At 66.8% G+C, this 23,580-nt stretch carries 19 protein-coding genes; 12 read left to right on the top strand and 7 right to left on the bottom strand.

What is annotated here, in order from left to right; translation table 11 throughout:
* The first annotated feature begins 46 nt into the window (after window positions 1-46).
* Window positions 47-598, top strand: a complete 552-nt coding sequence (locus tag LE197_RS22470; RefSeq protein ID WP_019681461.1) for an ankyrin repeat domain-containing protein — start codon at window positions 47-49, stop codon at window positions 596-598.
* Window positions 599-672: 74 nt separating this feature from the next.
* Window positions 673-927, top strand: a complete 255-nt coding sequence (locus LE197_RS22465; protein WP_003104887.1) for a YdcH family protein — start codon at window positions 673-675, stop codon at window positions 925-927.
* Window positions 928-988: 61 nt separating this feature from the next.
* Here the strand turns inward: LE197_RS22465 and LE197_RS22460 are convergent, their stop codons facing one another.
* Complete coding sequence (locus LE197_RS22460) at window positions 989-1,408, bottom strand: CopD family protein (protein ID WP_226033709.1); 420 nt, start codon at window positions 1,406-1,408, stop codon at window positions 989-991.
* Window positions 1,409-1,517: 109 nt separating this feature from the next.
* Between LE197_RS22460 and radA the strand changes: the two genes are divergently transcribed.
* Window positions 1,518-2,879, top strand: a complete 1,362-nt coding sequence (gene radA / locus LE197_RS22455; protein WP_003094867.1) for a DNA repair protein RadA — start codon at window positions 1,518-1,520, stop codon at window positions 2,877-2,879.
* A gap of 6 nt (window positions 2,880-2,885) precedes the next feature.
* Here the strand turns inward: radA and mapZ are convergent, their stop codons facing one another.
* On the bottom strand, window positions 2,886-3,263 hold the full coding sequence (gene mapZ / locus LE197_RS22450) for a cyclic di-GMP-binding protein MapZ (RefSeq protein WP_003094864.1): 378 nt from the start codon (window positions 3,261-3,263) through the stop codon (window positions 2,886-2,888).
* Between the two features lie 202 nt (window positions 3,264-3,465).
* Between mapZ and LE197_RS22445 the strand changes: the two genes are divergently transcribed.
* From LE197_RS22445 to LE197_RS22425, 5 genes are all read left to right on the top strand, one after another.
* Window positions 3,466-3,972 (top strand): DUF3015 domain-containing protein, encoded by a 507-nt coding sequence (locus LE197_RS22445; protein ID WP_003094862.1) that lies wholly within the window; start codon window positions 3,466-3,468, stop codon window positions 3,970-3,972.
* 337 nt (window positions 3,973-4,309) lie between these two features.
* Window positions 4,310-6,376: a carbon starvation CstA family protein gene (locus LE197_RS22440; RefSeq protein ID WP_003094859.1), complete on the top strand. Its 2,067-nt coding sequence runs from the start codon at window positions 4,310-4,312 to the stop codon at window positions 6,374-6,376.
* Between the two features lie 48 nt (window positions 6,377-6,424).
* Window positions 6,425-6,628, top strand: a complete 204-nt coding sequence (locus LE197_RS22435; RefSeq protein ID WP_003094856.1) for a YbdD/YjiX family protein — start codon at window positions 6,425-6,427, stop codon at window positions 6,626-6,628.
* A gap of 59 nt (window positions 6,629-6,687) precedes the next feature.
* Window positions 6,688-7,692 carry a GTPase gene (gene yjiA / locus LE197_RS22430; RefSeq protein ID WP_003094852.1) on the top strand — a complete coding sequence of 335 codons (1,005 nt, stop codon included), beginning with the start codon at window positions 6,688-6,690 and terminating at the stop codon, window positions 7,690-7,692.
* A gap of 22 nt (window positions 7,693-7,714) precedes the next feature.
* On the top strand, window positions 7,715-8,095 hold the full coding sequence (locus LE197_RS22425) for a hypothetical protein (RefSeq protein WP_003121337.1): 381 nt from the start codon (window positions 7,715-7,717) through the stop codon (window positions 8,093-8,095).
* Between the two features lie 77 nt (window positions 8,096-8,172).
* Here the strand turns inward: LE197_RS22425 and glyA are convergent, their stop codons facing one another.
* The 3 genes from glyA to nfxB all read right to left on the bottom strand — a co-directional run bounded on the left by glyA (window position 8,173) and on the right by nfxB (window position 14,603).
* A complete protein-coding gene (gene glyA, locus LE197_RS22420; protein ID WP_003094846.1) occupies window positions 8,173-9,426 on the bottom strand; it encodes a serine hydroxymethyltransferase in 1,254 nt (417 codons plus the stop codon).
* 122 nt (window positions 9,427-9,548) lie between these two features.
* On the bottom strand, window positions 9,549-13,796 hold the full coding sequence (gene morA, locus LE197_RS22415) for a cyclic di-GMP receptor MorA (protein ID WP_226033708.1): 4,248 nt from the start codon (window positions 13,794-13,796) through the stop codon (window positions 9,549-9,551).
* Between the two features lie 243 nt (window positions 13,797-14,039).
* Entirely contained in the window at window positions 14,040-14,603 is a 564-nt protein-coding gene (gene nfxB, locus LE197_RS22410; RefSeq protein ID WP_003094842.1) for an efflux pump transcriptional repressor NfxB, read from the bottom strand.
* A gap of 160 nt (window positions 14,604-14,763) precedes the next feature.
* Here nfxB and mexC point away from each other — a divergent pair, with 160 nt between their 5' ends.
* The 3 genes from mexC to oprJ are packed head-to-tail and all read left to right on the top strand — an operon-like array spanning window position 14,764 to window position 20,531.
* Window positions 14,764-15,927, top strand: a complete 1,164-nt coding sequence (mexC, locus tag LE197_RS22405; RefSeq protein WP_004352726.1) for a multidrug efflux RND transporter periplasmic adaptor subunit MexC — start codon at window positions 14,764-14,766, stop codon at window positions 15,925-15,927.
* A 27-nt stretch (window positions 15,928-15,954) separates the two neighbouring features.
* Entirely contained in the window at window positions 15,955-19,086 is a 3,132-nt protein-coding gene (mexD, locus tag LE197_RS22400) for a multidrug efflux RND transporter permease subunit MexD (RefSeq protein WP_003161410.1), read from the top strand.
* A gap of 5 nt (window positions 19,087-19,091) precedes the next feature.
* Entirely contained in the window at window positions 19,092-20,531 is a 1,440-nt protein-coding gene (gene oprJ / locus LE197_RS22395; protein ID WP_004352729.1) for a multidrug efflux transporter outer membrane subunit OprJ, read from the top strand.
* 50 nt (window positions 20,532-20,581) lie between these two features.
* On the opposite strand, the gene escR is transcribed toward oprJ, so the two are convergent.
* Complete coding sequence (escR, locus tag LE197_RS22390) at window positions 20,582-21,100, bottom strand: TetR/AcrR family transcriptional regulator EscR (RefSeq protein WP_003094834.1); 519 nt, start codon at window positions 21,098-21,100, stop codon at window positions 20,582-20,584.
* Between the two features lie 196 nt (window positions 21,101-21,296).
* Complete coding sequence (locus LE197_RS22385) at window positions 21,297-21,482, bottom strand: hypothetical protein (protein WP_003161413.1); 186 nt, start codon at window positions 21,480-21,482, stop codon at window positions 21,297-21,299.
* A 110-nt stretch (window positions 21,483-21,592) separates the two neighbouring features.
* On the opposite strand from LE197_RS22385, the gene ettA reads away from it, so the two are divergent.
* Complete coding sequence (gene ettA, locus LE197_RS22380; RefSeq protein ID WP_003094829.1) at window positions 21,593-23,257, top strand: energy-dependent translational throttle protein EttA; 1,665 nt, start codon at window positions 21,593-21,595, stop codon at window positions 23,255-23,257.
* Window positions 23,258-23,580: the final 323 nt, after the last annotated feature.

Below are 23,580 nucleotides of genomic sequence, written 5' to 3'. Positions count from 1 at the left end.
CGGGGCGGCCATCCAGGCCGCCCTTCCTCTATCGGTTTGGTGGGAGATGACGACGATGCGAGGTTGGATTCTGGCAGGCTTGCTGCTCGCGGCGCTGGCCGCGCAAGCTGGCGAGGTGCATGGGGTCGAGGTCGAAGCGCGGTTGCGCGACTACTTCTTCGATGCCGCCCGACGCGGTGACCAGGCCATGCTGAAGGAGTTCGTCGAGGCCGGCTTCGACCTCGATGTGCAGGATGCCAAGGGCTATACCGGGCTGATCCTGGCCGCCTACCACGGCCATGGCGGAGCGGTGGAACAATTGCTGGAGGCCGGTGCCGACCCCTGCGTCCAGGATGCGCGCGGCAACACCGCCCTGATGGGCGCCATCTTCAAGGGCGAGGTCCGCATCGCCCGGCGCCTGATCGGCGCGCAATGCGGCCCCGACCAGCGCAACGGCGCAGGGCAGACCGCGGCCATGTACGCGGCGCTGTTCGAGCGCGAGGAGCTGCTCCAGGCGCTGTCGGCGCGCGGTGCCGACCTTGGCGCCCGCGATGCGCTGGGCAACAGCGTGGAAAGCCTGCGACGCGGCGAACTGAACGGCACTGCGGCGGCGAGGTGATCGGGGGCAATGTTCGGAGGAGGCCTGCTGGGCTAGTCTGGAGGTGTCGTATACAACGTCAGAGGAGGTCCGTCATGCCGCTCGAGCAACATCCGCTTTCCCGGGAGTTTCCGGATTTTCATGCCGAACTGAAGCAACTTCATGGCAACGACGCCCACTTCACTCGCCTGGCGGCGGACTATGAGAGCCTCGACAAGCGCATCTATGAGGTCGAGGGCGGTCGCGAACCCCTCGACGACCTGGCGCTGCAGGGGTTGAAGCAGCAACGGGTGCAACTCAAGGACGAAATCGCCGAGAGGCTGAGGAAGGCCAACGGAAAAGGCCATTGATTCATTCACGACAACGGCATGAAAAAGGGCGCCTCCGGCGCCCTTTTTCATGTGGGCATGCTCAGAAGGCGCCGCCGAAACGGAAACTCTGTCCGACCGCGACGAAACCCAGGCCCACCAGGGTGATCGCGGCGATGTGCCAGCCCAGCTTCGGCAGGCTCTCGGCGTCCAGGTTCGGGATCAGGCGCAGGCGCGCATGCACGCCCAGGGCGGCGGTCGCCGCCAGGAGCAGCAGCTTGAGCTGCAGGGCACGGGCCACCGACGTGGCGCCGAACCAGTGGTCGAACGGCAGCCACAGGCCGCTGACCACCTGCAGCAGCAGGGCGGGGATGCCGATCCGCTCGTAGACCTGCTCGAAGGCGCGGATCGCCTGGGGATCGCGGCGGCGCAGGGCGCCGGGGAGGATGCCGAGGGCCAGGACCAGGTGGCCGCCGACCCAGATCGCGGCACCCAGCAGGTGCAGGAACAGCAGTGTGCGCATGGAAGTCTCCTTGTCCGGCCATCAGTGTCGCGCGAAGCGCGGTCGATCGAGGCTGATCGGAATCAAGCCAGCGGCTATCATCTGCGCTTTGCCCGCGAGAGGAGTTCCCATGGCCAAGGCCAAGCGCATGTACGGCTGCACCGAGTGTGGCGCGACCTTCCCGAAATGGGCCGGCCAGTGCGCGGACTGCGGGGCCTGGAACACCCTGGTGGAGACCGTCGTCGAGGCCGCGCCGAGCGGCTCCGGCCGCGGCGGCTGGGCCGGCCAGCAGGCCAACCTGAAGACCCTGGCGGAGGTCAGCGTCGAGGAAATGCCGCGCTTCACGACCGGCTCCACCGAACTGGATCGGGTTCTCGGCGGCGGCCTGGTGGACGGTTCGGTGGTGCTGATCGGCGGCGATCCCGGCATCGGCAAGTCGACCATTCTCCTGCAGACCCTTTGCAACCTGGCCAGCCGCGTCCCGGCGCTGTACGTCACCGGCGAGGAATCCCAGCAGCAGGTGGCGATGCGCGCGCGGCGCCTGTCGTTGCCGGAAGACAAGCTCAAGGTGATGACCGAGACCAGCATCGAAACCATCATCGCCACCGCGCGCCAGGAGCAGCCGCGGGTGATGGTGATCGACTCGATCCAGACCATCTTCACCGAGCAGTTGCAATCGGCGCCGGGCGGCGTCGCCCAGGTCCGCGAGAGCGCCGCGATGCTGGTGCGCTATGCCAAGCAGAGCGGCACGGCGATCTTCCTGGTCGGCCACGTGACCAAGGAAGGCGCCCTGGCCGGCCCGCGGGTGCTCGAACACATGGTCGACACCGTACTGTATTTCGAGGGCGAATCAGACGGCCGCCTGCGCCTGCTGCGGGCGGTGAAGAACCGCTTCGGCGCGGTCAACGAACTGGGAGTGTTCGGCATGACCGACAAAGGCCTGAAGGAAGTGAGCAACCCTTCGGCGATCTTCCTCACGCGGGCCCAGGAAGCGGTGCCCGGCAGCGTGGTGATGGCCACCTGGGAAGGCTCGCGGCCGATGCTGGTGGAGGTCCAGGCGCTGGTCGACACCAGTCACCTGGCGAATCCGCGGCGGGTGACCCTGGGCCTCGACCAGAACCGCCTGGCGATGCTGCTGGCGGTGCTGCACCGGCACGGCGGTATCCCGACCTACGACCAGGACGTGTTCCTCAACGTGGTGGGTGGGGTCAAGGTGCTGGAAACCGCCTCCGACCTGGCGTTGATGGCGGCGGTGATGTCCAGCCTGCGCAACCGCCCGCTGCCGCACGACCTGCTGGTGTTCGGCGAGGTCGGGCTGTCCGGCGAGGTGCGTCCGGTGCCGAGCGGCCAGGAGCGCCTGAAGGAAGCCGGCAAGCATGGTTTCAAGCGTGCCATCGTACCCCTCGGCAACGCGCCGAAGGAGGCGCCGGCGGGATTGCAGGTGATCGCCGTGACGCGCCTCGAGCAGGCCCTGGACGCCCTCTTCGAGTGACCCGCCTCAGTCGTCGTGGGCGCTGACCAGCAGGGCCAGCTCGCGCTCGAGGAGTTCCTCGTCGCCCAGGTTCAGTTCCACCAGGCGGCGCAGGTGGCTGATGGAGTCGAGGTCGATGTGCTGGCATTCGAAGCCGAGCAGGCCGTCGCGAGCCCAGGCCAGGCTGATCTCCATGCGGATCAGTACATCCAGGCCCAGGTACAGGCGGGCCTCGAAGGGCCGTTGCGGGTCGCCGTTCCAGTCCTGCGGCTGGCCGACCAGGATGCCGTGCAGGGAGACGTCGTGGAGCAAGACCTCCCAGCGCCGTTCGCCCTGGAGGATCTCGCTGTCGGCGTCGAAGGCGATCCGGTGGAAACGTCGACGTTCGTCGTGCTGGTCACTCATGTCGCGATCCCTCGGTGCGCGCTGCTGGATACCACTATAGCCAAGCCATGCCGGCGGGGAAGTGGCGGAATTCGATCGGCGGTGCCGTCCGTCCCCGCCTGTGCGGCTGGATCGGCGGCATGTGTCCGAGTTTGACAGTTCGTCAAGTCTCGCCAAAGCTGCTAAAGCGTTTTTCTCCAAAATACAACTGCGGAGCGCAGACATGGACAAGCGACTTTTGAGCAAGGGGTTGGTTCTGGGGCTGCTGAGCCTGGGCAGCATGACGGCACACGCCGACGCGGCAGGCGGTAATGGCTGTGGTTGGGGCAACATGGTGTTCGAGGGCCAGCGCGGCCTGTTCCCGCACCTGCTGGCCACCACCACCAACGGTACCTCGGGCAACGCCACCTTCGGCATGACCTCCGGGACCAACGGTTGCAACACCAATGCACGCCTGGGCTATGGCGGCCGCTCGATCTTCGCCATGAACGGGATGCTCGACAACATCGCCGAGGACATGGCCAAGGGCCAGGGCGAAGCGCTCGACGCCTATGCCGTGCTGCTCGGCGTGGAAGCCAAGGACCGGGCGCACTTCGCCCAGGTCACCCAGCAGCATTTCGGCGAGATCTTCGCGAGCAAGGATGCGACGGGCGAACAGGTCCTGAGCAACACCCTGGCGGTGATGAGTCGCGACGGCACCCTGGCGCGCTACGCCAAGCAACCGGCCTGAGACCTCAGGCCCAGGAAAGAGCCCGCTACGGCGGGCTTTTTCGTGTGCGCGGCCTGCCCGCCGGAGGTTGCCGCCTTCGTTGCCACGGCAGACGAACGGCTTGGGCATGCGGCGTTTTCCCAGGGCGCTTCCTACGGAGAGGGCAAGGTCGCGCCGAAGCGTTTTCGCCTGGCCGGCCCTTGTCGGCCATGGACTTTTCCGGCGGATTCCTGCGACATTGCGCCTACCGCCATCGCGCGGTAACCGCTCTAGACTAAGGTCGTATGACCCCTGGTCGGTTCGCGGCTAGAATTTTCGCTGCAGAACTGCGCCCTCCATCTGTCGGAAGCCAAACACTATGAACAATAACAATAGCCTGCTACGTCACCTCGCCTGGCTGGTGGTGGCGATCGTGGGCGCCGCGGCCCTGGGCGTCGTCGCCCTGCGTCGTGGCGAAGCGATCAACGCCTTGTGGATCGTGGTGGCGGCGGTGGCCATCTACCTGGTCGCCTACCGTTACTACAGCCTGTTCATCGCCAGCAAGGTGATGCAACTGGACCCCAACCGCGCCACTCCCGCGGTACTCAACAACGATGGCCTGGACTACGTCCCGACCAACAAGCACATCCTCTTCGGCCACCACTTCGCCGCCATCGCCGGCGCCGGTCCGCTGGTCGGTCCGGTCCTTGCCGCGCAGATGGGCTACCTGCCCGGCACCCTCTGGCTGATCGCCGGCGTAGTCCTCGCCGGCGCGGTGCAGGACTTCATGGTCCTGTTCATCTCCAGCCGCCGCAACGGCCGCTCGCTGGGTGAGCTGGTGCGCGAGGAAATGGGCCAGGTGGCCGGGACCATCGCGCTGTTCGGCGCCTTCCTGATCATGATCATCATCCTCGCGGTGCTCGCGCTGATCGTGGTGAAGGCTCTGGCCGACAGCCCCTGGGGCATGTTCACCGTCCTCGCGACCATTCCCATCGCGCTGTTCATGGGCGTCTACATGCGCTTCATCCGCCCCGGCCGGATCGGCGAGATCTCGATCATCGGGGTGTTCCTCCTGCTCGGTTCGATCTGGCTCGGCGGGCAGGTCGCGGCCAGTCCGGAATGGGCGCCGCATTTCACCTTCAGTGGAATCCAGATCACCTGGATGCTGATCGGCTACGGCGCCGTCGCCTCGGTACTGCCGGTGTGGCTGCTGCTGGCGCCGCGCGACTACCTGTCGACCTTCCTCAAGATCGGCACCATCATCGGCCTGGCGATCGGCATCCTGATCGTCATGCCGGAACTGAAGATGCCGGCCCTGACCCAGTTCACCGACGGCACCGGCCCGGTCTGGAAAGGCAGCCTGTTCCCGTTCCTGTTCATCACCATCGCCTGCGGCGCGGTGTCCGGCTTCCACGCGCTGATCTCCTCGGGGACCACGCCGAAGCTGCTCAACCGCGAGCCCGACGCCCGCTACATCGGCTACGGCGGCATGCTGATGGAGTCCTTCGTGGCGATCATGGCGATGGTCGCCGCCTCGGTGATCGAGCCGGGCATCTACTTCGCCATGAACAGCCCGCCGGCGGTGGTCGGCGCCGACGTCAACGCGGTGGCCGCGACCGTCAGCAGCTGGGGCTTCGCCATCACGCCGGAGCAACTCACCCAGACCGCCCAGGACATCGGCGAGACCACCATCCTGGCCCGTGCCGGCGGCGCGCCGACCCTGGCGGTGGGGATCGCGCACATCCTCCACCAGGTGCTGCCGGGCGAGAACACCATGGCCTTCTGGTACCACTTCGCGATCCTCTTCGAGGCCTTGTTCATCCTCACCGCGGTGGACGCCGGCACCCGTGCCGGGCGCTTCATGCTGCAGGACCTGCTGGGCAACTTCGTGCCGGCGCTGAAGAAGACCGAGTCGTGGACCGCCAACATCATCGGCACCGGCGGCTGCGTGGCGCTGTGGGGCTGGCTGCTGTACCAGGGCGTGGTCGACCCGCTGGGCGGGATCAATACCCTGTGGCCGCTGTTCGGCATTTCCAACCAGATGCTCGCCGGCATCGCGCTGATGCTCGCCACCGTGGTCCTGATCAAGATGAAGCGCCAGCAGTATGTCTGGGTCACCATCCTGCCGGCGGCCTGGTTGCTGATCTGCACCACCACCGCGGGCCTGATCAAGATCTTCGACAGCAACCCGGCGGTCGGCTTCGTCGCTCTTGGCGAGAAGTACGCCACCGCGCTGGATGCCGGCCAGGTGCTGGCGCCGGCCAAGGATATCGGCCAGATGCAGCACGTGGTGCTGAACGCCTACATCAACGCCGGTCTGACCGTGCTGTTCCTGCTGGTGGTGTTCAGCGTACTGTTCTACGCCATCAAGGTCGGCATCGCGGCCTGGGGCAAGAGCGAGCGGACCGACAAGGAAACCCCGTTCGAGCCCATCCCCGACGCCTGACCGGCCGCGCTCCCCGGTTCGCCGGGGAGCCTTAACGAGGAACTCGCCATGTTCAATGACCTCAGTCGCATGGGCAAGTACCTGGGCCAGGCCGCCCGGATGCTGGTCGGCATGCCCGACTACGACACTTACGTCGAGCACATGCGCAACAAGCACCCGGACAAGCCGGTGATGACCTACGAGGAGTTCTTCCGCGAGCGCCAGGAGGCGCGCTACGGTGGCGGCAAGGGTCGGCCGATCCGCTGCTGCTGAATCCCCATCCTTCCGCGGGCCACGTCTGACGTGGCCCGCGTCTTTTCTGGAAGTTGCGCATGTCCGAAGTAGCCAACGACAACCACGCCCCGATCCCCGTCACCGTGCTCACCGGCTTCCTCGGCGCCGGCAAGACCACCCTGCTCAAGTACCTGCTGCAGGCCGAGCACGGCATGAAGATCGCGGTGATCGAGAACGAGTACAGTGAGACGCCGATCGACGGCCAGTTGCTCGGCGTCGAGCCGGTGCAGGTGATGACGCTGTCCAACGGCTGCGTCTGCTGCTCGATCAACACCGACCTGGAAAAGGCCCTGTTCCTCCTGCTGGAGCGCCGCGACAACGGCGAAATCGACTTCGACCGCCTGGTGATCGAGTGCACCGGCCTGGCCGATCCGGCGCCGGTGGCGCAGACCTTCTTCGCCGACGAGGAACTCTGCCAGCGCTACGTGCTGGACGGCATCATCACCCTGGTGGACGCCGCCAACGCCGAGCGTCACCTGCAGGAAACCATCGCCCAGGCCCAGGTCGGCTTCGCCGACCGCATCCTGGTGAGCAAGACCGACCTGGTCGACGCCGCCACCTTCGAGGCCCTGGGCCAGCGCCTGCAACGGATCAACCGGAGGGCGCTGGTGCATGTGGTCGAGCACGGCCGCATCGACCTGGCGCACCTGCTCGACGTACGTGGCTTCAACCTCAACGCCGACCTCGGTCCTGGCATCGGCCTGCGCCCGCTGCGAGCGGTGGCAGCCAAGGACAGCCGCGATCGCATCGGCACCCTGGTACTGCGCAGCGACACGCCGCTCGATCTCGAAAGGCTGAGCGAGTTCATGGACGACCTGTTGCAGTGGCATGGCAATTCCCTGCTGCGCTACAAGGGCGTGCTGAACATCGCCGACGAGCCGCGTCGCCTGGTGTTCCAGGGCGTGCTGCGACTCTACGGCTTCGACTGGGATAGCGAGTGGCGGGACGACGAGGCGCGCGAGAGCGTGATCGTGTTCATCGGCGACAACCTGCCGGAGGACAGTATCCGCGAGGGCTTCGAACGCATCGTCGAAGGCCGCTGAGGCGCATCGACGCCAAAGGAGCGTGGAAATGGACAGGAACGCATTGATCGGCGCCTGGCGGGACTGCATCCGTGGCGCGGACAAATCCTGGGTGCTGTTCGCCCAGGGCACTTGCGTGATCCTCACGCAGCCGGAGCCGGACCTCGCGGCCCAGGCGCGGGCATTGCTGGCCGAGTGGGGAGCGGTACAGGTCGGCACGCCGGCGGGCGACTTCGGTGTGATCACCCTGGACAACGGCCGCGGCTGGGTGGTGACCGGGCATCACCCGGACATCCTTACCTTCGTCCCTCGCGAGGAACTGGAGGAGGACGCCGGCGAGCTGCTCGTCGGCATGCACGGCCGCTCCCGGCGGGGCGAGGATGCCGAGGCCTTGGCGGTGATCCATGTCGAGGACCGGCGATAACGCTACCCGGCGCCTCCTCCCTCGGAGGAAATGAAAAAGCCCGGCATTTGCCGGGCTCTTTCGTCTTGCCTTGTCGCTTAGTTGCCGTAGACCGGGAACTTGGCGCAGATCGCCTTGACCTTCTCGCGTACGCCGTCGACCACGGACTCGTCGCCCATGTTCTCGAGGATGTCGCAGATCCAGCCGGCCAGCTCGCGGCACTCGGCTTCCTTGAAGCCGCGGGTGGTCACGGCCGGGGTACCGATGCGCAGGCCGGAGGTGACGAACGGCGAGCGCGGGTCGTTCGGGACCGAGTTCTTGTTCACGGTGATGAACGCGCGGCCGAGGGCGGCGTCGGCGTCTTTGCCGGTGATGTCCTGCTTGATCAGGGAGAGCAGGAACAGGTGGTTCTGGGTGCCGCCGGAAACCACGTCGAAACCGCGGTCGAGGAAGACCTGGGCCATGCTCTGGGCGTTCTTCAGGACCTGCTGCTGGTAGGTCTTGAACTCCGGCTGCAGGGCTTCCTTGAAGCACACCGCCTTGGCCGCGATCACGTGCTCCAGCGGACCGCCCTGGGCGCCGGGGAATACTGCGGAGTTGAGCTTCTTCTCGATCTCCTCGTTGGCGCGCGCCAGGATCAGGCCACCGCGCGGACCGCGCAGGGTCTTGTGGGTGGTGGTGGTGACCACGTCGGCGAACGGCACCGGGTTCGGGTAGACGCCAGCGGCGACCAGGCCGGCGACGTGGGCCATGTCGACGAACAGGTAGGCGCCGACCTTGTCGGCGATGGCGCGGAAGCGGGCGAAATCGAGGACCTGGGAATAGGCGGAGAAGCCGGCGACGATCATCTTCGGCTTGTGCTCCACGGCCAGGCGCTCGACTTCGTCGTAGTCGATCAGGCCATTGGCGTCGATGCCGTACTGCACGGCGTTGTACAGCTTGCCGGAGGAGGAGACGCTGGCGCCGTGGGTCAGGTGGCCGCCATGGGCCAGGCTCATGCCGAGGATGGTGTCGCCGGCCGACAGCAGGGCCAGGTAGACCGCGGCGTTGGCCTGGGAGCCGGCGTGCGGCTGGACGTTGGCGTAATCGGCGCCGAACAGTTGCTTGGCGCGGTCGATGGCCAGTTGCTCGACGATATCGACGTACTCGCAGCCGCCGTAGTAGCGCTTGTGCGGATAACCTTCGGCGTACTTGTTGGTCAGCACCGAACCCTGGGCTTCCATCACCGCCGGGCTGGTGTAGTTCTCGGAGGCGATCAGCTCGATGTGCTCTTCCTGGCGCTGGGCTTCCTGCTCCATCGCGGCAAAGAGTTCGGCATCGTAGCGGGCGAGGGTCAAATCACGGCTGAACATGGCGGTCCTCATAAGGATCGGTGCTGGGAAAAGGCGCGCATTCTAACCCATGCGGCGGGTGCTGGCACATGAAAGGCCATCATGTCGCGGACAAGCGGCGCTCAAGCGCGCCGCACGGCGGCTCAGCCCTCGTTGAACATGAACAGCACGTCGCTGGCGTAGAGCATGCCGAACTGCTCGGCGGGCATCGGCCGGCCGAACAGGTAGCCTTGCACCTCGTCGCAGCCGTGCTCGCGAAGGAAGTCCAGCTGGGCCTGGCTCTCCACGCCCTCGGCGATCACCATCAGGTTCAGGCTGTGGGCCATGGCAATGATCGCCCGGGCGATCTGTGCGTCCTGTTCGCCGTGGGGCAGGCCGTCGACGAAGCTGCGGTCGATCTTCAGCACGTCGATGGGGAACTGCTTGAGGTAGTTCAGCGAGGAGTAGCCGGTGCCGAAGTCGTCCACCGCGATGGCCAGGCCGAGGCGCTTGAGCCCGGAGAGGATCTGCATGGCCTCGGCGACGTCGCTCATCAGGATGCTTTCGGTCAGTTCCAGCTCCAGGCATGCCGGCGGGATGCCTGTCTCGTAGAGGATCGCGGCGATCCGCTCGCCCAACTGGCCATCGGCGAACTGCCGTGCCGAGAGGTTCACCGAGACCTTTGGCACCCGCACCTTGGCCTTGTGCCAGCTGCGCAACTGCTTGCAGGCTTCCGCCAGCAGCCAGTCGCCGACCTGGGCCACCAGGCCGATCTCCTCCAGCACCGGAATGAACTCGCTCGGCGGAACCAGTCCGCGGCGCGGATGCTGCCAGCGCAGCAGGGCCTCGGCGCCGGTCAGGCGGCGGCCGTCGCCGGTGAACTGCGGCTGGTAGTGGAGGACGAACTCGCCCAGTTCAAGGGCGCGGCGCAGGTCGCTTTCCAGTTCCAGGCGCTCCAGGGCGCGAGCGTTCATCTCGGCCTGGTAGAACTGGAAGTTGTTCTTGCCCATCTCCTTGGCGTGGTACATCGCCGTGTCGGCGTTCTTCATCAGCAGGCTCAGTTCGGCGCCGTCCTGGGGCGACAAGGCCACGCCGATGCTGGCGGTGACGAAGAATTCACGGCCTTCCAGGGTGAACGGCCGGGCCAGACGGCCGAGGATCAGCTCGGCGACCTGGATCGCCCGTTTCAGGGCGATCTCGCGGTCGCCCTGGGAAGGCAGCAGCAGGGTGAATTCGTCGCCGCCCATGCGCGCCACGGTATCGTCCTGGCTGACGCAGGCGCTCAGGCGGGTCGCCACTTCCTGCAGCATGCGGTCGCCGGCGGCGTGGCCGAGGGAGTCGTTGATCGGCTTGAAGCGGTCGAGGTCGAGGAACATCAGCACCACCCACTGGCCGTTGCGCTCGGCCTGTTGCAGGGCGGTATGCAGACGGTCCTGGAACAGCGTGCGGTTGGGCAGGTGGGTGAGGGCGTCGTAGTAGGCCAGGCGGTGGATGCGCCGCTCGCTGGCCTTGCGCTCGCTGATGTCGCTGAAGAAGCAGACGAAGCTGACCAGGTCGCCTTCCTCGTCGCGCACCGCGGTGATGCCGACCCAGGATGGATAGAGCTCGCCGGTCTTGCGCTTCTGCAGGATCTCGCCTTCCCAGCTGCCGCTGTGCTGCAGGCTGGCGAGCACGTGCTTGAGCTGGTTGGCTTCCTGGCGGTCGGCGGTGAGCAGGCGCGGCTGCTGGTCGAGCACATCGGCCGGGCTGTAGCCGGTCAGGCGCGAGAAGGAATCGTTGACCTGGACGATGTAGCCGGCCGGGTCGGTGACCATGATCGCCGCCGTGGAGTGTTCGAATACCGTCGCCGCCATCCGCAGCTCGCGTTCGGCGCGGCGCTGCTGGCTGATGTCGCGGGCGATGCCGAGCAGGCCTTCGAAGCGGTCGTGCTCGTCCCACATCAGGACGATCCGCAGTTCGATGGGAATCTTGCGTCCGTCGGCGCGCAGGCAGTCGAGGGCGAACAGATGCTGACCAGGGTTTTCCCGCAGCTCGGCGAGCTTCTGGCGGTCGCCGATGGCGTGCCGCACGCGGCGCAGCAGGCCGTTCAGGCGGCCGAGCTGGCGCGGGTTGGTGGCGGTCTGATGGAGGCCGTTGAGCAGCGCCCATTCCGGGCTGTAGCCGAACACGTGCTGTACCGAGGGGCTGACGTAGCTGGCGTTGAGCTCGGCGTCGGTGGAGAAGATCACGTCGCTGATGTTTTCCGCCAGCATGCGGTAGCGTCGGCCGTTCTCGCGCAGCGCGTTGTTCGCCTCGACGGTGAAGGTGATGTCCTTGGCCACGCCGATCAGGCGCGCCACGCGACCGCTGCGGTCGCGGCTGAAGGCCTGCTCGCGGATGTCGAACCAGTGCCAGCGGCCGTCGCGGTGGCGCCAGCGCAACTGGCTGTCGAGCAGCAGGCCGTCGCCGACCACGTGCTGCAGGTTGCGGATGCGCCAGTAGTATTCCTGGTCGTCGGGGTGCAGCAGGGTTTCCCAGAAGTTCTCGCCCATCCGCGCCAGTTCTTCCTGGTTGTAGCCCAACTGCTGGCCCAGGTGATGGTTGCTGAAGATCACCCGGCGCGCGTGCAGGTCGTGGATGTAGAGGGTATCGGGCACCGCCTGGACCGCGTCCGACCAGAACTTCTCGCGCTCGATCAGCGACAGTTCGACTTCCTTGCGACTGGTGACGTCGGACAGGCTGAGGGGCACCGCATGCCATTCGCCGGGGTTTTCCGGCAGGCGCAGTTGCAACCACAGGTGCCGCGGCGTGCTCTTGCCGCAGCGCAGCGTGGCTTCCAGTTCGAGTACCGGCCGGCGTTCGATGAGCGCCTCGATCACCTGCAGGCGCAGGCTGTCCGGTTGTAGCGGGCCGTGGTCGAGCAAGCGCTGCCAGGCCTGTTCGGTGGAATCGATCTGTAGCAGGCGGCGACTGACATCGTTGATCTCGGTGATGCGGATCCGCTCCAGCAGCGCCTGCTGCCGCCCGGGTTCGCCGGCGAGCCAGGCGCGCAGTGCGGCGCAGCTGTCCAGGCCTTGCTCCACAAGAGCCTGGCGCAGGGCGGAGAGGTCGAGCACGCAGAGGGCCACGCCGACCCCTTCGAAGATGTCCTGGTAGCGCCGCCGGGTTTCCTCCAGGACGCCGAGGGCGTGCTGTTCCTCGGTGACGTCGCGCAACACCCAGACCTGCCCGCCCTGGAGTATCTGCTCGCGGAGGGTCCAGGCCTGGTCGGCGAGCGCCGGATAGCTGGCCAGCGGATGGCGGCTGAGGGTGAACGTCCGCGGCTCGCCGCGCACCCGCAGCGGCAGCAGCTCGCTACGGGTCTCGCCGTCGCCACCGGCGTCCGTCAGCCAGCCTGGCTCGAGGTCCGGCAGCAGGCCCAGCAGATGATGCTGGCGGGCCTGGGCCGAACTGATGCCGAAGAGGCGTTCGGCCTGGGGATTGAGGTAGCTGAGGCGGCCGTCGGCGCGGGTCACCAGCACCCGCTCGTCGATCGCCGCCAGTGCCGTGGCCGCCTGGCGCAGGCTGCGCTGCGAGGCCAGGGTCATGGCGCGCAGGCCCTGTTGCTCGCGGTGCAGGCGCAGCAGCATGTACACGGTGACGCCGACCAGCAGGAGGAAGATCGCCAGCTCGCCGCCGATTCCCGGCAGCAGGCCGAGCCGCACTCGCGTGCTGTCGTAGAGCCCGCGAAGCTGCCAGTCGCTGTTGCGCAGCGGTTCCACGCCGAGGGTCTGCATGTCGTCGAGCAGCGCCGTGCTCCCCGGGGTATGCCAGAGCACCCGCCCGGCGTATTGGTCTTCCAGGCGCCAGAGCAGGTTGCCGGTGGGCAGGTCGGGACTCCACTGGGCGAGGCTGTCGCTGGCCAGGTGCAACAGCCAGAAGCCACTGTCGCGGCGGCTGCCGGGTTCGCGCAGGGGCAGGTAGAGGGATTCGCCGTCGCGCGGGTCGAGGCAATAGTGGTAGAGGCCGGAGCCGGCGTGCTGGCGCAACTGCTCGGGCAGCGTCGTTTCCGGCGACGGGCTGTCCGTCTGCGGGGCGCTGTCCACCCATTGCAACTGGCGCACCTGCGGCAGCGCATCGCTGATGCGCGGCAACAGCCTGCCCTGTATCTCGCCACGCTCGCTGGGGGGCACGCCCGGGAGCAGGGCGAGGGCGGTGCGCGCCTTGAGTTCGAGGGTCAGGGACAGGCGGTCGTTGAGACGATCGAGCTGGGCCGCGGCTCGCTCGTGTTCGAAGCGTTCCTGCTGGCGCAGCTCCTGGCTCATCTGCCAGAGCAGCAGGCCGAGCATCAACAGGACCAGCAACAGCAGGCCAGCCTTGGCTGCCGGTCGGTCGGGTACGGTCAGTGGGTCGCCGGCGGGAGGCGGCGACGGGGTTAGCGAGGGGGTCGACACTGACCGGAATTCCTGGGGGAGGTGTGATTCGGTAGACAGTTAGGATGCCCGGAAGCAAGGCCAAGTGCCAGTATCGCCGACGAGCGTCACGGTCCTTTCCGGCTGTCGAGGCACTTTGTCGCAGGACCGGTGACGACTGATTTTCCCGAGTGTCGAGCAGGCCTCCGGGCGGCCGAAGTCGACGGCACGCGGATCGGTCCGTGCCATGCGGCGACGAGAGGGGCGCCGCCGCGGGCGCGAGGGTCAGGAGCGAGCCGGATTGGAGGCGCCATGGAGGAACATCTGCTCCAGGGTATGCGCGGAATTGGAGCTGGCCGCCCGTCCGCGACGTTCCGCATCGACCATGCCGTAGACCAGGGTGATGAACAGTTCGGTGAACACGGCCGCCGTGATGTCGATGCGAAACACGCCTTTCTGCTGTCCGCGCAGGAAGAAGGCGTCCAGCGCTTCCAGGTAGGACTGCCAGCGTGCGCCTTCGCCGTGCGGGTCGAGGAAGTCCGGGCGGTACTGGAATACCAGGAATACCAGCAGCTCGCGGTGGGTGAGGTGTTCCTTGATCAGGCGCTGCAACGCCTCCAGAGGCTCGGCATGCTCCAGGTCGCAGGCCTGGATGATCTGGTTCAGTACGGTCTCTCCGTGGTCCTCGAGCATCTGCACCAGGTTGTCCCGCGTGCCGCAGAAGCGGTGCAGGGTGGCCTTGCTTACGCCGGCCGCCTCGGCCAGTTCCTTCAGCGTCGCTCGCGGGCGGTCGACGATAGCGACTGCCAGCGCCTTGATGAGTCGCTCGTCATGGGAAATCAGGGTCATCGATGGGTCCCGGTTGGTTTTTCTGATTGTGCGCATTGTGCAGAAAACTGGCCTCGCGTCCAAAGGAATTAGCTGTCAAAAGATCATTTGAGACAATATTGACTCAATTAGCTCGAAAAAGTACCATTCGATCCGTTTTCAATCAACGGTCGGGTGTGTCATGGCTGATTTGCGTGCAATAGGAAGGATCGGGGCGTTGGCTATGGCCATCGCGTTGGCGGGTTGTGGGCCGGCGGAAGAGCGACAGGAGGCCGCCGAAATGGTGTTGCCGGTGGAGGTCCTGACGGTGCAGGCCGAGCCCCTGGCGCTGAGTTCGGAACTGCCTGGGCGGATCGAACCGGTGCGTGTCGCCGAGGTGCGCGCGCGGGTGGCCGGCATCGTCGTGCGGAAGCGCTTCGAGGAGGGCGCCGACGTCAAGGCTGGCGACCTGCTGTTCCAGATCGATCCGGCACCGCTGAAGGCTGCGGTGTCGCGCGCCGAGGGTGAGCTGGCGCGGAACCGCGCGGTGCTGTTCGAGGCGCAGGCGCGGGTGCGTCGCTACGAGCCGCTGGTGAAGATCCAGGCGGTCAGCCAGCAGGACTTCGATACCGCCACCGCCGACCTGCGCAGCGCCGAGGCGGCGACCCGCTCGGCCCAGGCCGACCTGGAGACCGCGCGCCTGAACCTCGGCTACGCCTCGGTCACTGCGCCGATCTCCGGGCGCATCGGCCGCGCGCTGGTGACCGAGGGCGCGCTGGTCGGGCAGGGCGAGGCGACGCTGATGGCGCGCATCCAGCAGCTCGATCCGATCTATGCGGATTTCACCCAGACCGCGGCCGAGGCCCTGCGCCTGCGCGACGCCCTGAAGAAAGGCACCTTGGCCGCCGGCGACAGCCAGGCGCTGACCCTGCGCGTCGAAGGGACGCCCTACGAGCGCCAGGGCGCGTTGCAGTTCGCCGACGTGGCGGTGGATCGCGGCACCGGCCAGATCGCCCTGCGCGGCAAGTTCGCCAACCCCGACGGGGTCCTGCTGCCGGGCATGTACGTGCGCGTACGTACGCCCCAGGGCATCGACAACCAGGCGATCCTGGTGCCGCAACGGGCCGTGCACCGCTCCAGCGACGGCAGCGCCCAGGTGATGGTGGTGGGCGCCGACGAGCGCGCCGAGGCGCGCAGCGTCGGTACCGGCGTCATGCAGGGTTCGCGCTGGCAGATCACCGAGGGCCTGGAGCCGGGTGACCGGGTCATAGTCGGCGGCCTGGCTGCGGTGCAGCCGGGGGTGAAGATCGTGCCGAAGCCGGATGGTGCCCAGGCGCAAGCCCAGTCACCTGCGCCGCAACAGTAAGGGCGGGTTCGCCCCGAGGATTTTCCGATGTCCGAATTCTTCATCAAGCGGCCGAACTTCGCCTGGGTGGTGGCCCTGTTCATCTCCCTGGCCGGCCTGCTGGTCATTTCCAAATTGCCGGTAGCGCAGTACCCCAATGTCGCGCCGCCACAGATCACCATCACCGCCACCTATCCCGGCGCCTCGGCGAAGGTGCTGGTGGACTCCGTCACCAGTGTGCTCGAGGAGTCGCTGAACGGCGCCAAGGGCCTGCTCTACTTCGAGTCGACCAACAACTCCAACGGCACCGCCGAGATCGTCGTCACCTTCGAGCCGGGCACCGATCCGGACCTGGCCCAGGTGGACGTGCAGAACCGCCTGAAGAAAGCCGAGGCGCGCATGCCGCAGGCGGTGCTGACCCAGGGCCTGCAGGTCGAGCAGACCAGCGCCGGTTTCCTGCTGATCTATGCGCTCAGCTACAAGGAAGGCGCTCAGCGCAGCGACACCACCGCCCTCGGCGACTACGCCGCGCGCAATATCAACAACGAGCTGCGGCGCCTGCCGGGCGTCGGCAAGCTGCAATTCTTCTCTTCCGAGGCGGCCATGCGGGTCTGGATCGATCCGCAGAAGCTGGTGGGCTTCGGCCTCTCCATCGACGACGTGAGCAATGCCATCCGCGGGCAGAACGTGCAGGTGCCGGCCGGCGCCTTCGGCAGCGCACCGGGCAGTTCCGCGCAGGAGCTGACGGCGACCCTGGCGGTGAAGGGCACCCTGGACGATCCGCAGGAGTTCGGCCAGGTAGTGCTGCGCGCCAACCAGGACGGCTCGCTGGTCCGGCTCGCCGATGTAGCGCGCCTGGAACTCGGCAAGGAGAGCTACAACATTTCCTCGCGACTGAACGGCACGCCTACCGTGGGCGGGGCGATCCAGCTGTCGCCCGGGGCCAACGCGATCCAGACCGCTACCCTGGTGAAACAGCGTCTCGCCGAACTGTCGGCGTTCTTCCCCGAGGACATGCAGTACAGCGTGCCCTACGACACCTCGCGCTTCGTCGACGTGGCCATCGAGAAGGTGATCCACACCCTGATCGAAGCGATGGTCCTGGTGTTCCTGGTGATGTTCCTGTTCCTGCAGAACGTCCGCTACACCCTGATCCCGTCCATCGTGGTGCCGGTGTGCCTGCTGGGTACGCTGATGGTGATGTACCTGCTGGGGTTCTCGGTGAACATGATGACCATGTTCGGCATGGTCCTGGCGATCGGCATCCTGGTGGACGACGCCATCGTGGTGGTGGAGAACGTCGAGCGGATCATGGCGGAGGAGGGGATTTCCCCGGCCGAGGCCACGGTCAAGGCGATGAAGCAGGTGTCCGGCGCCATCGTCGGCATCACCCTGGTGCTCTCGGCGGTGTTCCTGCCGCTGGCTTTCATGGCCGGTTCGGTGGGGGTGATCTACCAGCAGTTCTCGGTGTCGCTGGCGGTCTCGATCCTGTTCTCCGGCTTCCTCGCCCTGACCTTCACCCCGGCGCTGTGCGCCACGCTGCTCAAGCCCATTCCCGAAGGGCACCACGAGAAGCGCGGCTTCTTCGGCGCCTTCAACCGTGGCTTCGCCCGCGTCACCGAGCGCTATTCGCTGCTCAACTCGAAGCTGGTGGCGCGCGCCGGACGCTTCATGCTGGTGTACGCCGGCCTGGTGGCCATGCTCGGCTACTTCTACCTGCGCCTGCCGGAAGCCTTCGTGCCGGCGGAAGACCTCGGCTACATGGTGGTCGACGTGCAACTGCCGCCTGGCGCTTCGCGCGTGCGCACCGATGCCACCGGCGAGGAGCTCGAGCGCTTCCTCAAGTCCCGCGAGGCGGTGGCTTCGGTGTTCCTGATCTCGGGCTTCAGCTTCTCCGGCCAGGGCGACAATGCCGCGCTGGCCTTCCCGACCTTCAAGGACTGGTCCGAGCGAGGCGCCGAGCAGTCGGCCGCCGCCGAGATCGCCGCGCTGAACGAGCATTTCGCGCTGCCCGACGATGGCACGGTCATGGCCGTGTCGCCGCCACCGATCAACGGTCTGGGTAACTCCGGCGGCTTCGCATTGCGCCTGATGGACCGTAGCGGGGTCGGCCGCGAAGCGCTGCTGCAGGCTCGCGATACTCTTCTTGGCGAGATCCAGACCAACCCGAAATTCCTTTACGCGATGATGGAAGGACTGGCCGAAGCGCCGCAACTGCGCCTGTTGATCGACCGGGAGAAGGCCCGCGCCCTGGGGGTGAGCTTCGAGACCATCAGCGGCACGCTGTCCGCTGCCTTCGGCTCGGAGGTGATCAACGACTTCACCAATGCGGGGCGCCAACAGCGGGTGGTGATCCAGGCCGAACAGGGCAACCGGATGACCCCGGAAAGCGTGCTCGAGCTATACGTGCCTAACGCTGCTGGCAACCTGGTACCGCTCAGCGCCTTCGTCAGCGTGAAATGGGAAGAGGGACCGGTGCAATTGGTGCGCTATAACGGCTACCCGTCGATCCGCATCGTCGGTGACGCCGCGCCCGGCTTCAGCACCGGCGAAGCCATGGCGGAAATGGAGCGCCTGGCCTCGCAGCTGCCGGCCGGCATCGGCTACGAGTGGACCGGCCTGTCCTATCAGGAGAAGGTCTCCGCCGGGCAGGCCACCAGCCTGTTCGCCCTCGCCATCCTGGTGGTGTTCCTGTTGCTGGTGGCGCTCTACGAGAGCTGGTCGATCCCGCTGTCGGTGATGCTGATCGTGCCGATCGGCGCCATCGGCGCGGTGCTCGCGGTGATGGTCAGCGGTATGTCCAACGACGTGTATTTCAAGGTCGGCCTGATCACCATCATCGGTCTTTCGGCGAAGAACGCGATCCTCATCGTCGAGTTCGCCAAGGAACTCTGGGAGCAGGGGCATAGCCTGCGCGACGCCGCCATCGAGGCCGCGCGCCTGCGCTTCCGGCCGATCATCATGACTTCCATGGCGTTCATCCTCGGCGTGATACCCCTGGCCCTGGCCAGCGGTGCCGGCGCGGCGAGCCAGCGTGCCATCGGCACCGGTGTGATCGGCGGGATGCTCAGCGCCACCTTCCTCGGCGTGCTGTTCGTACCTATCTGTTTCGTCTGGCTGCTGTCGCTGCTGCGCAGCAAGCCGGCACCCATCGAACAGGCCGCTTCGGCCGGGGAGTGAACGAGATGCGCAAACCTGCATTCGGCGTATCGGCGCTGCTGATCGCCCTGACCCTCGGCGCCTGCTCCATGGCGCCGACCTACGAACGTCCCGCCGCGCCGGTGGCCGACAGCTGGAGCGGCGCCGCCGCCCAGCGCCAGGGCGCGGCGATCGACACGCTGGATTGGAAGAGTTTCATCGTCGATGCCGAACTACGCCGCCTGGTGGACGTGGCCCTGGATAACAACCGCTCGTTGCGCCAGACCCTCCTGGATATCGAGGCGGCCCGCGCGCAGTATCGAATCCAGCGCGCCGACCGGGTTCCGGGCCTGAACGCCGCTGCCACCGGCAACCGCCAGCGGCAGCCGGCCGACCTGTCCGCCGGCAATCGCTCGGAAGTGGCCAGCAGCTACCAGGTCGGGCTGGCCCTGCCGGAGTACGAACTGGACCTCTTCGGTCGGGTCAAGAGCCTGACCGACGCAGCCCTGCAACAGTACCTGGCCAGCGAGGAGGCAGCGCGCGCGGCACGGATCGCCCTGGTCGCCGAGGTCAGCCAGGCCTACCTGAGCTATGACGGCGCCCTGCGGCGCCTGGCGCTGACCCGTCAGACCCTGGTCAGCCGCGAGTATTCCTTCGCACTGATCGACCAGCGCCGCGCGGCCGGCGCCGCCACCGCGCTGGACTACCAGGAAGCCCTTGGCCTGGTGGAGCAGGCGCGCGCCGAGCAGGAGCGCAACCTGCGGCAGAAACAGCAGGCATTCAACGCGCTGGTGTTGCTGCTGGGTAGCGACGATGCCGCGCAGGCGATTCCGCGGAGTCCGGGGCGGCGGCCGAAGCTGCTGCAGGACATCGCACCCGGCACGCCGTCCGAGCTGATCGAGCGACGCCCGGACATCCTTGCCGCCGAACATCGTTTGCGGGCGCGCAACGCGGATATCGGCGCGGCGCGCGCGGCGTTCTTCCCGCGCATCAGCCTGACCGGCAGCTTCGGCACCTCCAGCGCGGAAATGTCCGGCCTGTTCGATGGCGGCTCGCGCTCCTGGAGCTTCCTGCCGACGCTGACGCTGCCGATCTTCGATGGCGGGCGCAACCGTGCCAACCTGAGCCTGGCCGAGGCGCGCAAGGATTCGGCGGTGGCCGCCTACGAGGGGACCATCCAGACCGCTTTCCGCGAGGTCGCCGACGCCCTGGCGGCCAGCGATACCCTGCGTCGCGAAGAGAAGGCCCTGCGCGCCCTGGCGAACAGCAGCAACGAAGCCCTGAAGCTGGCCAAGGCACGCTACGAGAGTGGCGTCGACAACCACCTGCGCTACCTCGATGCGCAGCGCAGCAGCTTCCTCAACGAGATCGCCTTCATCGACGGCAGCACCCAGCGGCAGATCGCCCTGGTCGACCTGTTCCGCGCGCTCGGCGGAGGCTGGGACGAGGGACGGAGCCTGGTGGTACATCGAGGCGGCAGGAGTTGAGCGGGTAAACGTGTGGGAAACGGTGCTAGCGGGTGGCAACTGCCGCCCGCTCAAGGGCTGGCAGGTTGTGCGGGGTTCGACGCGCCACGCAGGAACAGCTCCTCCAGCGTGGCGGACAACCCGGCGCTGGCCGCGCGACCGCGGCGCTCGGCATCGACCATGCCGTAGATCAGGACGATGAAGAGTTCGCTGAAGGTCGCCGCGCTGATATCGATACGGAACACACGCTTCTGCTGGCCGCGCAGGAAGAAGGCGTCCAGGGCTTCGACATAGGACTGCCAACTGGCGTCCCCATGCCCGGCCTGGCGTCCCGGGTTCTGCTCGAACATCAGCAGCGCCAGCAGGTCGCGCTGGGCGAGGTGTTCCCGGATCAGCTCGCGTAGCGCTTCCCGCGGCTCCAGCCGCTGCAGGGCGGCGCTGTGGGTGAGGCGTTCGAGGGTACTCCTGGCATGGCTTTCCAGGCGCCGCTTGAGACCTTCGCGGGTACCGCAATGACGGTTCAGGGTTGCCCTGCTCACTCCTGCCAGTTCCGCCAGTTCTCCCATGGTGGCGCGCGGATGATTGACCATCGCGGTGGCCAGGGCCTTGAGCAGGCGCTGGTCCTGAGACGACGGGGTTGGCGCTGGGTCGAGACTGTCCCTGTGCGGGGAGTCGGGTAGCTGGGCGGATCTGGGAGCGAGTGTCATTTTTGAGGTTTTTTTTGTTCTTTTGAGACTGATTTGGATCAATTGTAGCAGGCTGGATCTCCCCACGCCTTGCTTCGCGTCAGGTCTTGAGCGGCAGCACCATGGCCGCGAGCAGTGCCAGGCCCACCCAGACCTCGCACGGGGCGATGGTCGCCGCCTCGCTCAGGCAGAACGCCTTTGACAGGACGAGGGTAGCGGAGACAGTAAGGGCGGCCAGTACGCTGCTCAGCGTCACCGTAACGGCCTGGAATCGGACGGCGAACATCCGCCGGCAAAGCGCCCCGCCCCACGAAAACCGGGGTGGCTGGCCAGCTTTCTCTCGGTCTGTCATATACTTGGCCGAGTTTTTTTCCTTTTCTTCATGAGGTGCTCGTTTTGGCTCAGTACGTCTACACCATGCATCGGGTCGGCAAGATCGTTCCGCCCAAGCGTGAAATCCTCAAGGACATCTCCCTGTCGTTCTTCCCCGGCGCCAAGATCGGCGTGCTCGGCCTGAACGGCGCGGGCAAGTCCACCCTGCTGCGGATCATGGCCGGCGTCGACACCGAGATCGAAGGCGAGGCCCGGCCGATGCCGGGGATCAACGTCGGCTACCTGCCGCAGGAGCCCAAGCTGGACCCGCAGGCCACCGTGCGCGACATCGTCGAAGAGGCCGTCGGCCAGATCAAGCAGGCCCAGGCGCGGCTGGACGAGGTCTATGCCGCCTATGCCGAGCCGGATGCCGACTTCGACGCCCTGGCCGCCGAGCAGGCCAAGCTGGAGGCGATCCTGCAGGCATCCGACGGACACAACCTGGAACGCCAGCTGGAAGTCGCCGCCGACGCCCTGCGCCTGCCGCCGTGGGATGCCAAGGTCGAGCACCTGTCCGGCGGCGAAAAGCGCCGCGTAGCGCTGTGCCGCCTGCTGCTGTCGGCTCCCGACATGCTGCTGCTGGACGAACCGACCAACCACCTGGACGCCGACTCGGTGGCCTGGCTGGAGCATTTCCTGCACGACTTCCCCGGCACCGTGGTGGCGATCACCCACGACCGCTACTTCCTCGACAACGTCGCCGGCTGGATCCTCGAACTCGACCGTGGCCATGGCATCCCGTTCGAAGGCAACTACTCCGGCTGGCTGGAATCCAAGGCCGCCCGCCTGGCCCAGGAAGCCAAGCAGGAAGCCTCCCACGCCAAGGCCATGAAGGCCGAGCTGGAGTGGGTACGCCAGGGCGCCAAGGGCCGCCAGGCCAAGTCCAAGGCGCGCCTGCAGCGCTTCGAGGAACTGCAGTCGCAGGAATTCCAGAAGCGCAGCGAGACCAACGAGATCTACATCCCGGCCGGTCCGCGCCTGGGCGACAAGGTCATCGAACTGCACAATGTGACCAAGGGCTACGGCGACCGCGTGCTGATCGACAACCTGTCCCTGAGCATTCCCAAGGGCGCCATCGTCGGTGTGATCGGCGGCAACGGCGCGGGCAAGTCGACCCTGTTCCGCATGCTTACCGGCAAGGAGCAGCCGGACTCCGGCACCATCGAGATCGGCGAGACCGTGCAGATCGCCAGCGTCGACCAGAGCCGTGACAGCCTGGAAGGCAACAAGACCGTGTGGGAGCAGGTTTCCGACGGTTTCGAGCAGATCAAGATCGGCAACTACGAAGTCCCGTCGCGCAGCTATGTCGGTCGCTTCAACTTCAAGGGCGCCGACCAGCAGAAGTTCGTCAAGGACCTCTCCGGCGGTGAGCGTGGCCGTCTGCACCTGGCCCTGACCCTGAAGCAGGGCGGCAACGTGCTGCTGCTCGACGAACCGTCCAACGACCTCGACGTGGAAACCCTGCGTGCGCTGGAAGAGGCGCTGCTGGACTTCCCCGGCTCCGCCATCGTGATCTCCCACGACCGCTGGTTCCTCGACCGGATCGCCACCCACATCCTCTCCTACGAGGACGATGGCAAGGTGACCTTCTTCGAAGGCAACTACACCGAGTTCGAGGCGGACCGCAAGAAGCGCCTGGGCGACGCCGCGGCCCAGCCGCACCGCGTGCGCTACAAGAAACTGGCGTAAGCGCACCCTCGAGAAACCGCCCGCCGGCGTTGCCGGCCGGCGGTTTTTTCATGCCTGGAATTCAACGAGCCATGCGCTGGGGAACATGGGAACTGCGCAGGGACACCTCCATCGGCGGTACCCGGGGGAGGCTCCCACGCAGCATGCCTGAGCCTTCACCTAACTAAAGATGGGGGTGCATCGACGGCCGCGATGGTGTCAGCTCTGCTAGTGGTCTGCGCAGCCGATCCGTGCGCTCAATACCGCCTGCCCGGAGAGGCCGCGCCATATGGCGAAGCCCGGCGGAATCGAGTACCGGCATTGGCCGGGCGGACCAGCCGCTA

This window comes from Pseudomonas sp. PS1(2021), from assembly GCF_020405165.1.
Lineage (GTDB): Bacteria > Pseudomonadota > Gammaproteobacteria > Pseudomonadales > Pseudomonadaceae > Pseudomonas > Pseudomonas aeruginosa.
The sequence above is the reverse complement of the archived record's forward strand: the minus strand, read 5'-3'. Positions and strand labels throughout refer to the sequence as shown.

Bases quoted from the DNA above. Each gene is read 5' to 3' on its own strand.
- LE197_RS22435 (WP_003094856.1), top strand. From the start codon at position 6,425: ATGTTCAATGACCTCAGTCGCATGGGCAAGTACCTGGGCCAGGCCGCC.
- LE197_RS22465 (WP_003104887.1), top strand. From the start codon at position 673: ATGCCGCTCGAGCAACATCCGCTTTCCCGGGAGTTTCCGGATTTTCAT.
- LE197_RS22385 (WP_003161413.1), bottom strand. From the start codon at position 21,482: ATGTTCGCCGTCCGATTCCAGGCCGTTACGGTGACGCTGAGCAGCGTA.
- radA (WP_003094867.1), top strand. From the start codon at position 1,518: ATGGCCAAGGCCAAGCGCATGTACGGCTGCACCGAGTGTGGCGCGACC.
- LE197_RS22460 (WP_226033709.1), bottom strand. From the start codon at position 1,408: ATGCGCACACTGCTGTTCCTGCACCTGCTGGGTGCCGCGATCTGGGTC.
- mexC (WP_004352726.1), top strand. From the start codon at position 14,764: ATGGCTGATTTGCGTGCAATAGGAAGGATCGGGGCGTTGGCTATGGCC.
- LE197_RS22445 (WP_003094862.1), top strand. From the start codon at position 3,466: ATGGACAAGCGACTTTTGAGCAAGGGGTTGGTTCTGGGGCTGCTGAGC.
- LE197_RS22470 (WP_019681461.1), top strand. From the start codon at position 47: ATGACGACGATGCGAGGTTGGATTCTGGCAGGCTTGCTGCTCGCGGCG.
- nfxB (WP_003094842.1), bottom strand. From the start codon at position 14,603: ATGACCCTGATTTCCCATGACGAGCGACTCATCAAGGCGCTGGCAGTC.
- escR (WP_003094834.1), bottom strand. From the start codon at position 21,100: ATGGTCAATCATCCGCGCGCCACCATGGGAGAACTGGCGGAACTGGCA.
- oprJ (WP_004352729.1), top strand. From the start codon at position 19,092: ATGCGCAAACCTGCATTCGGCGTATCGGCGCTGCTGATCGCCCTGACC.
- glyA (WP_003094846.1), bottom strand. From the start codon at position 9,426: ATGTTCAGCCGTGATTTGACCCTCGCCCGCTACGATGCCGAACTCTTT.
- LE197_RS22440 (WP_003094859.1), top strand. From the start codon at position 4,310: ATGAACAATAACAATAGCCTGCTACGTCACCTCGCCTGGCTGGTGGTG.
- mexD (WP_003161410.1), top strand. From the start codon at position 15,955: ATGTCCGAATTCTTCATCAAGCGGCCGAACTTCGCCTGGGTGGTGGCC.
- yjiA (WP_003094852.1), top strand. From the start codon at position 6,688: ATGTCCGAAGTAGCCAACGACAACCACGCCCCGATCCCCGTCACCGTG.
- mapZ (WP_003094864.1), bottom strand. From the start codon at position 3,263: ATGAGTGACCAGCACGACGAACGTCGACGTTTCCACCGGATCGCCTTC.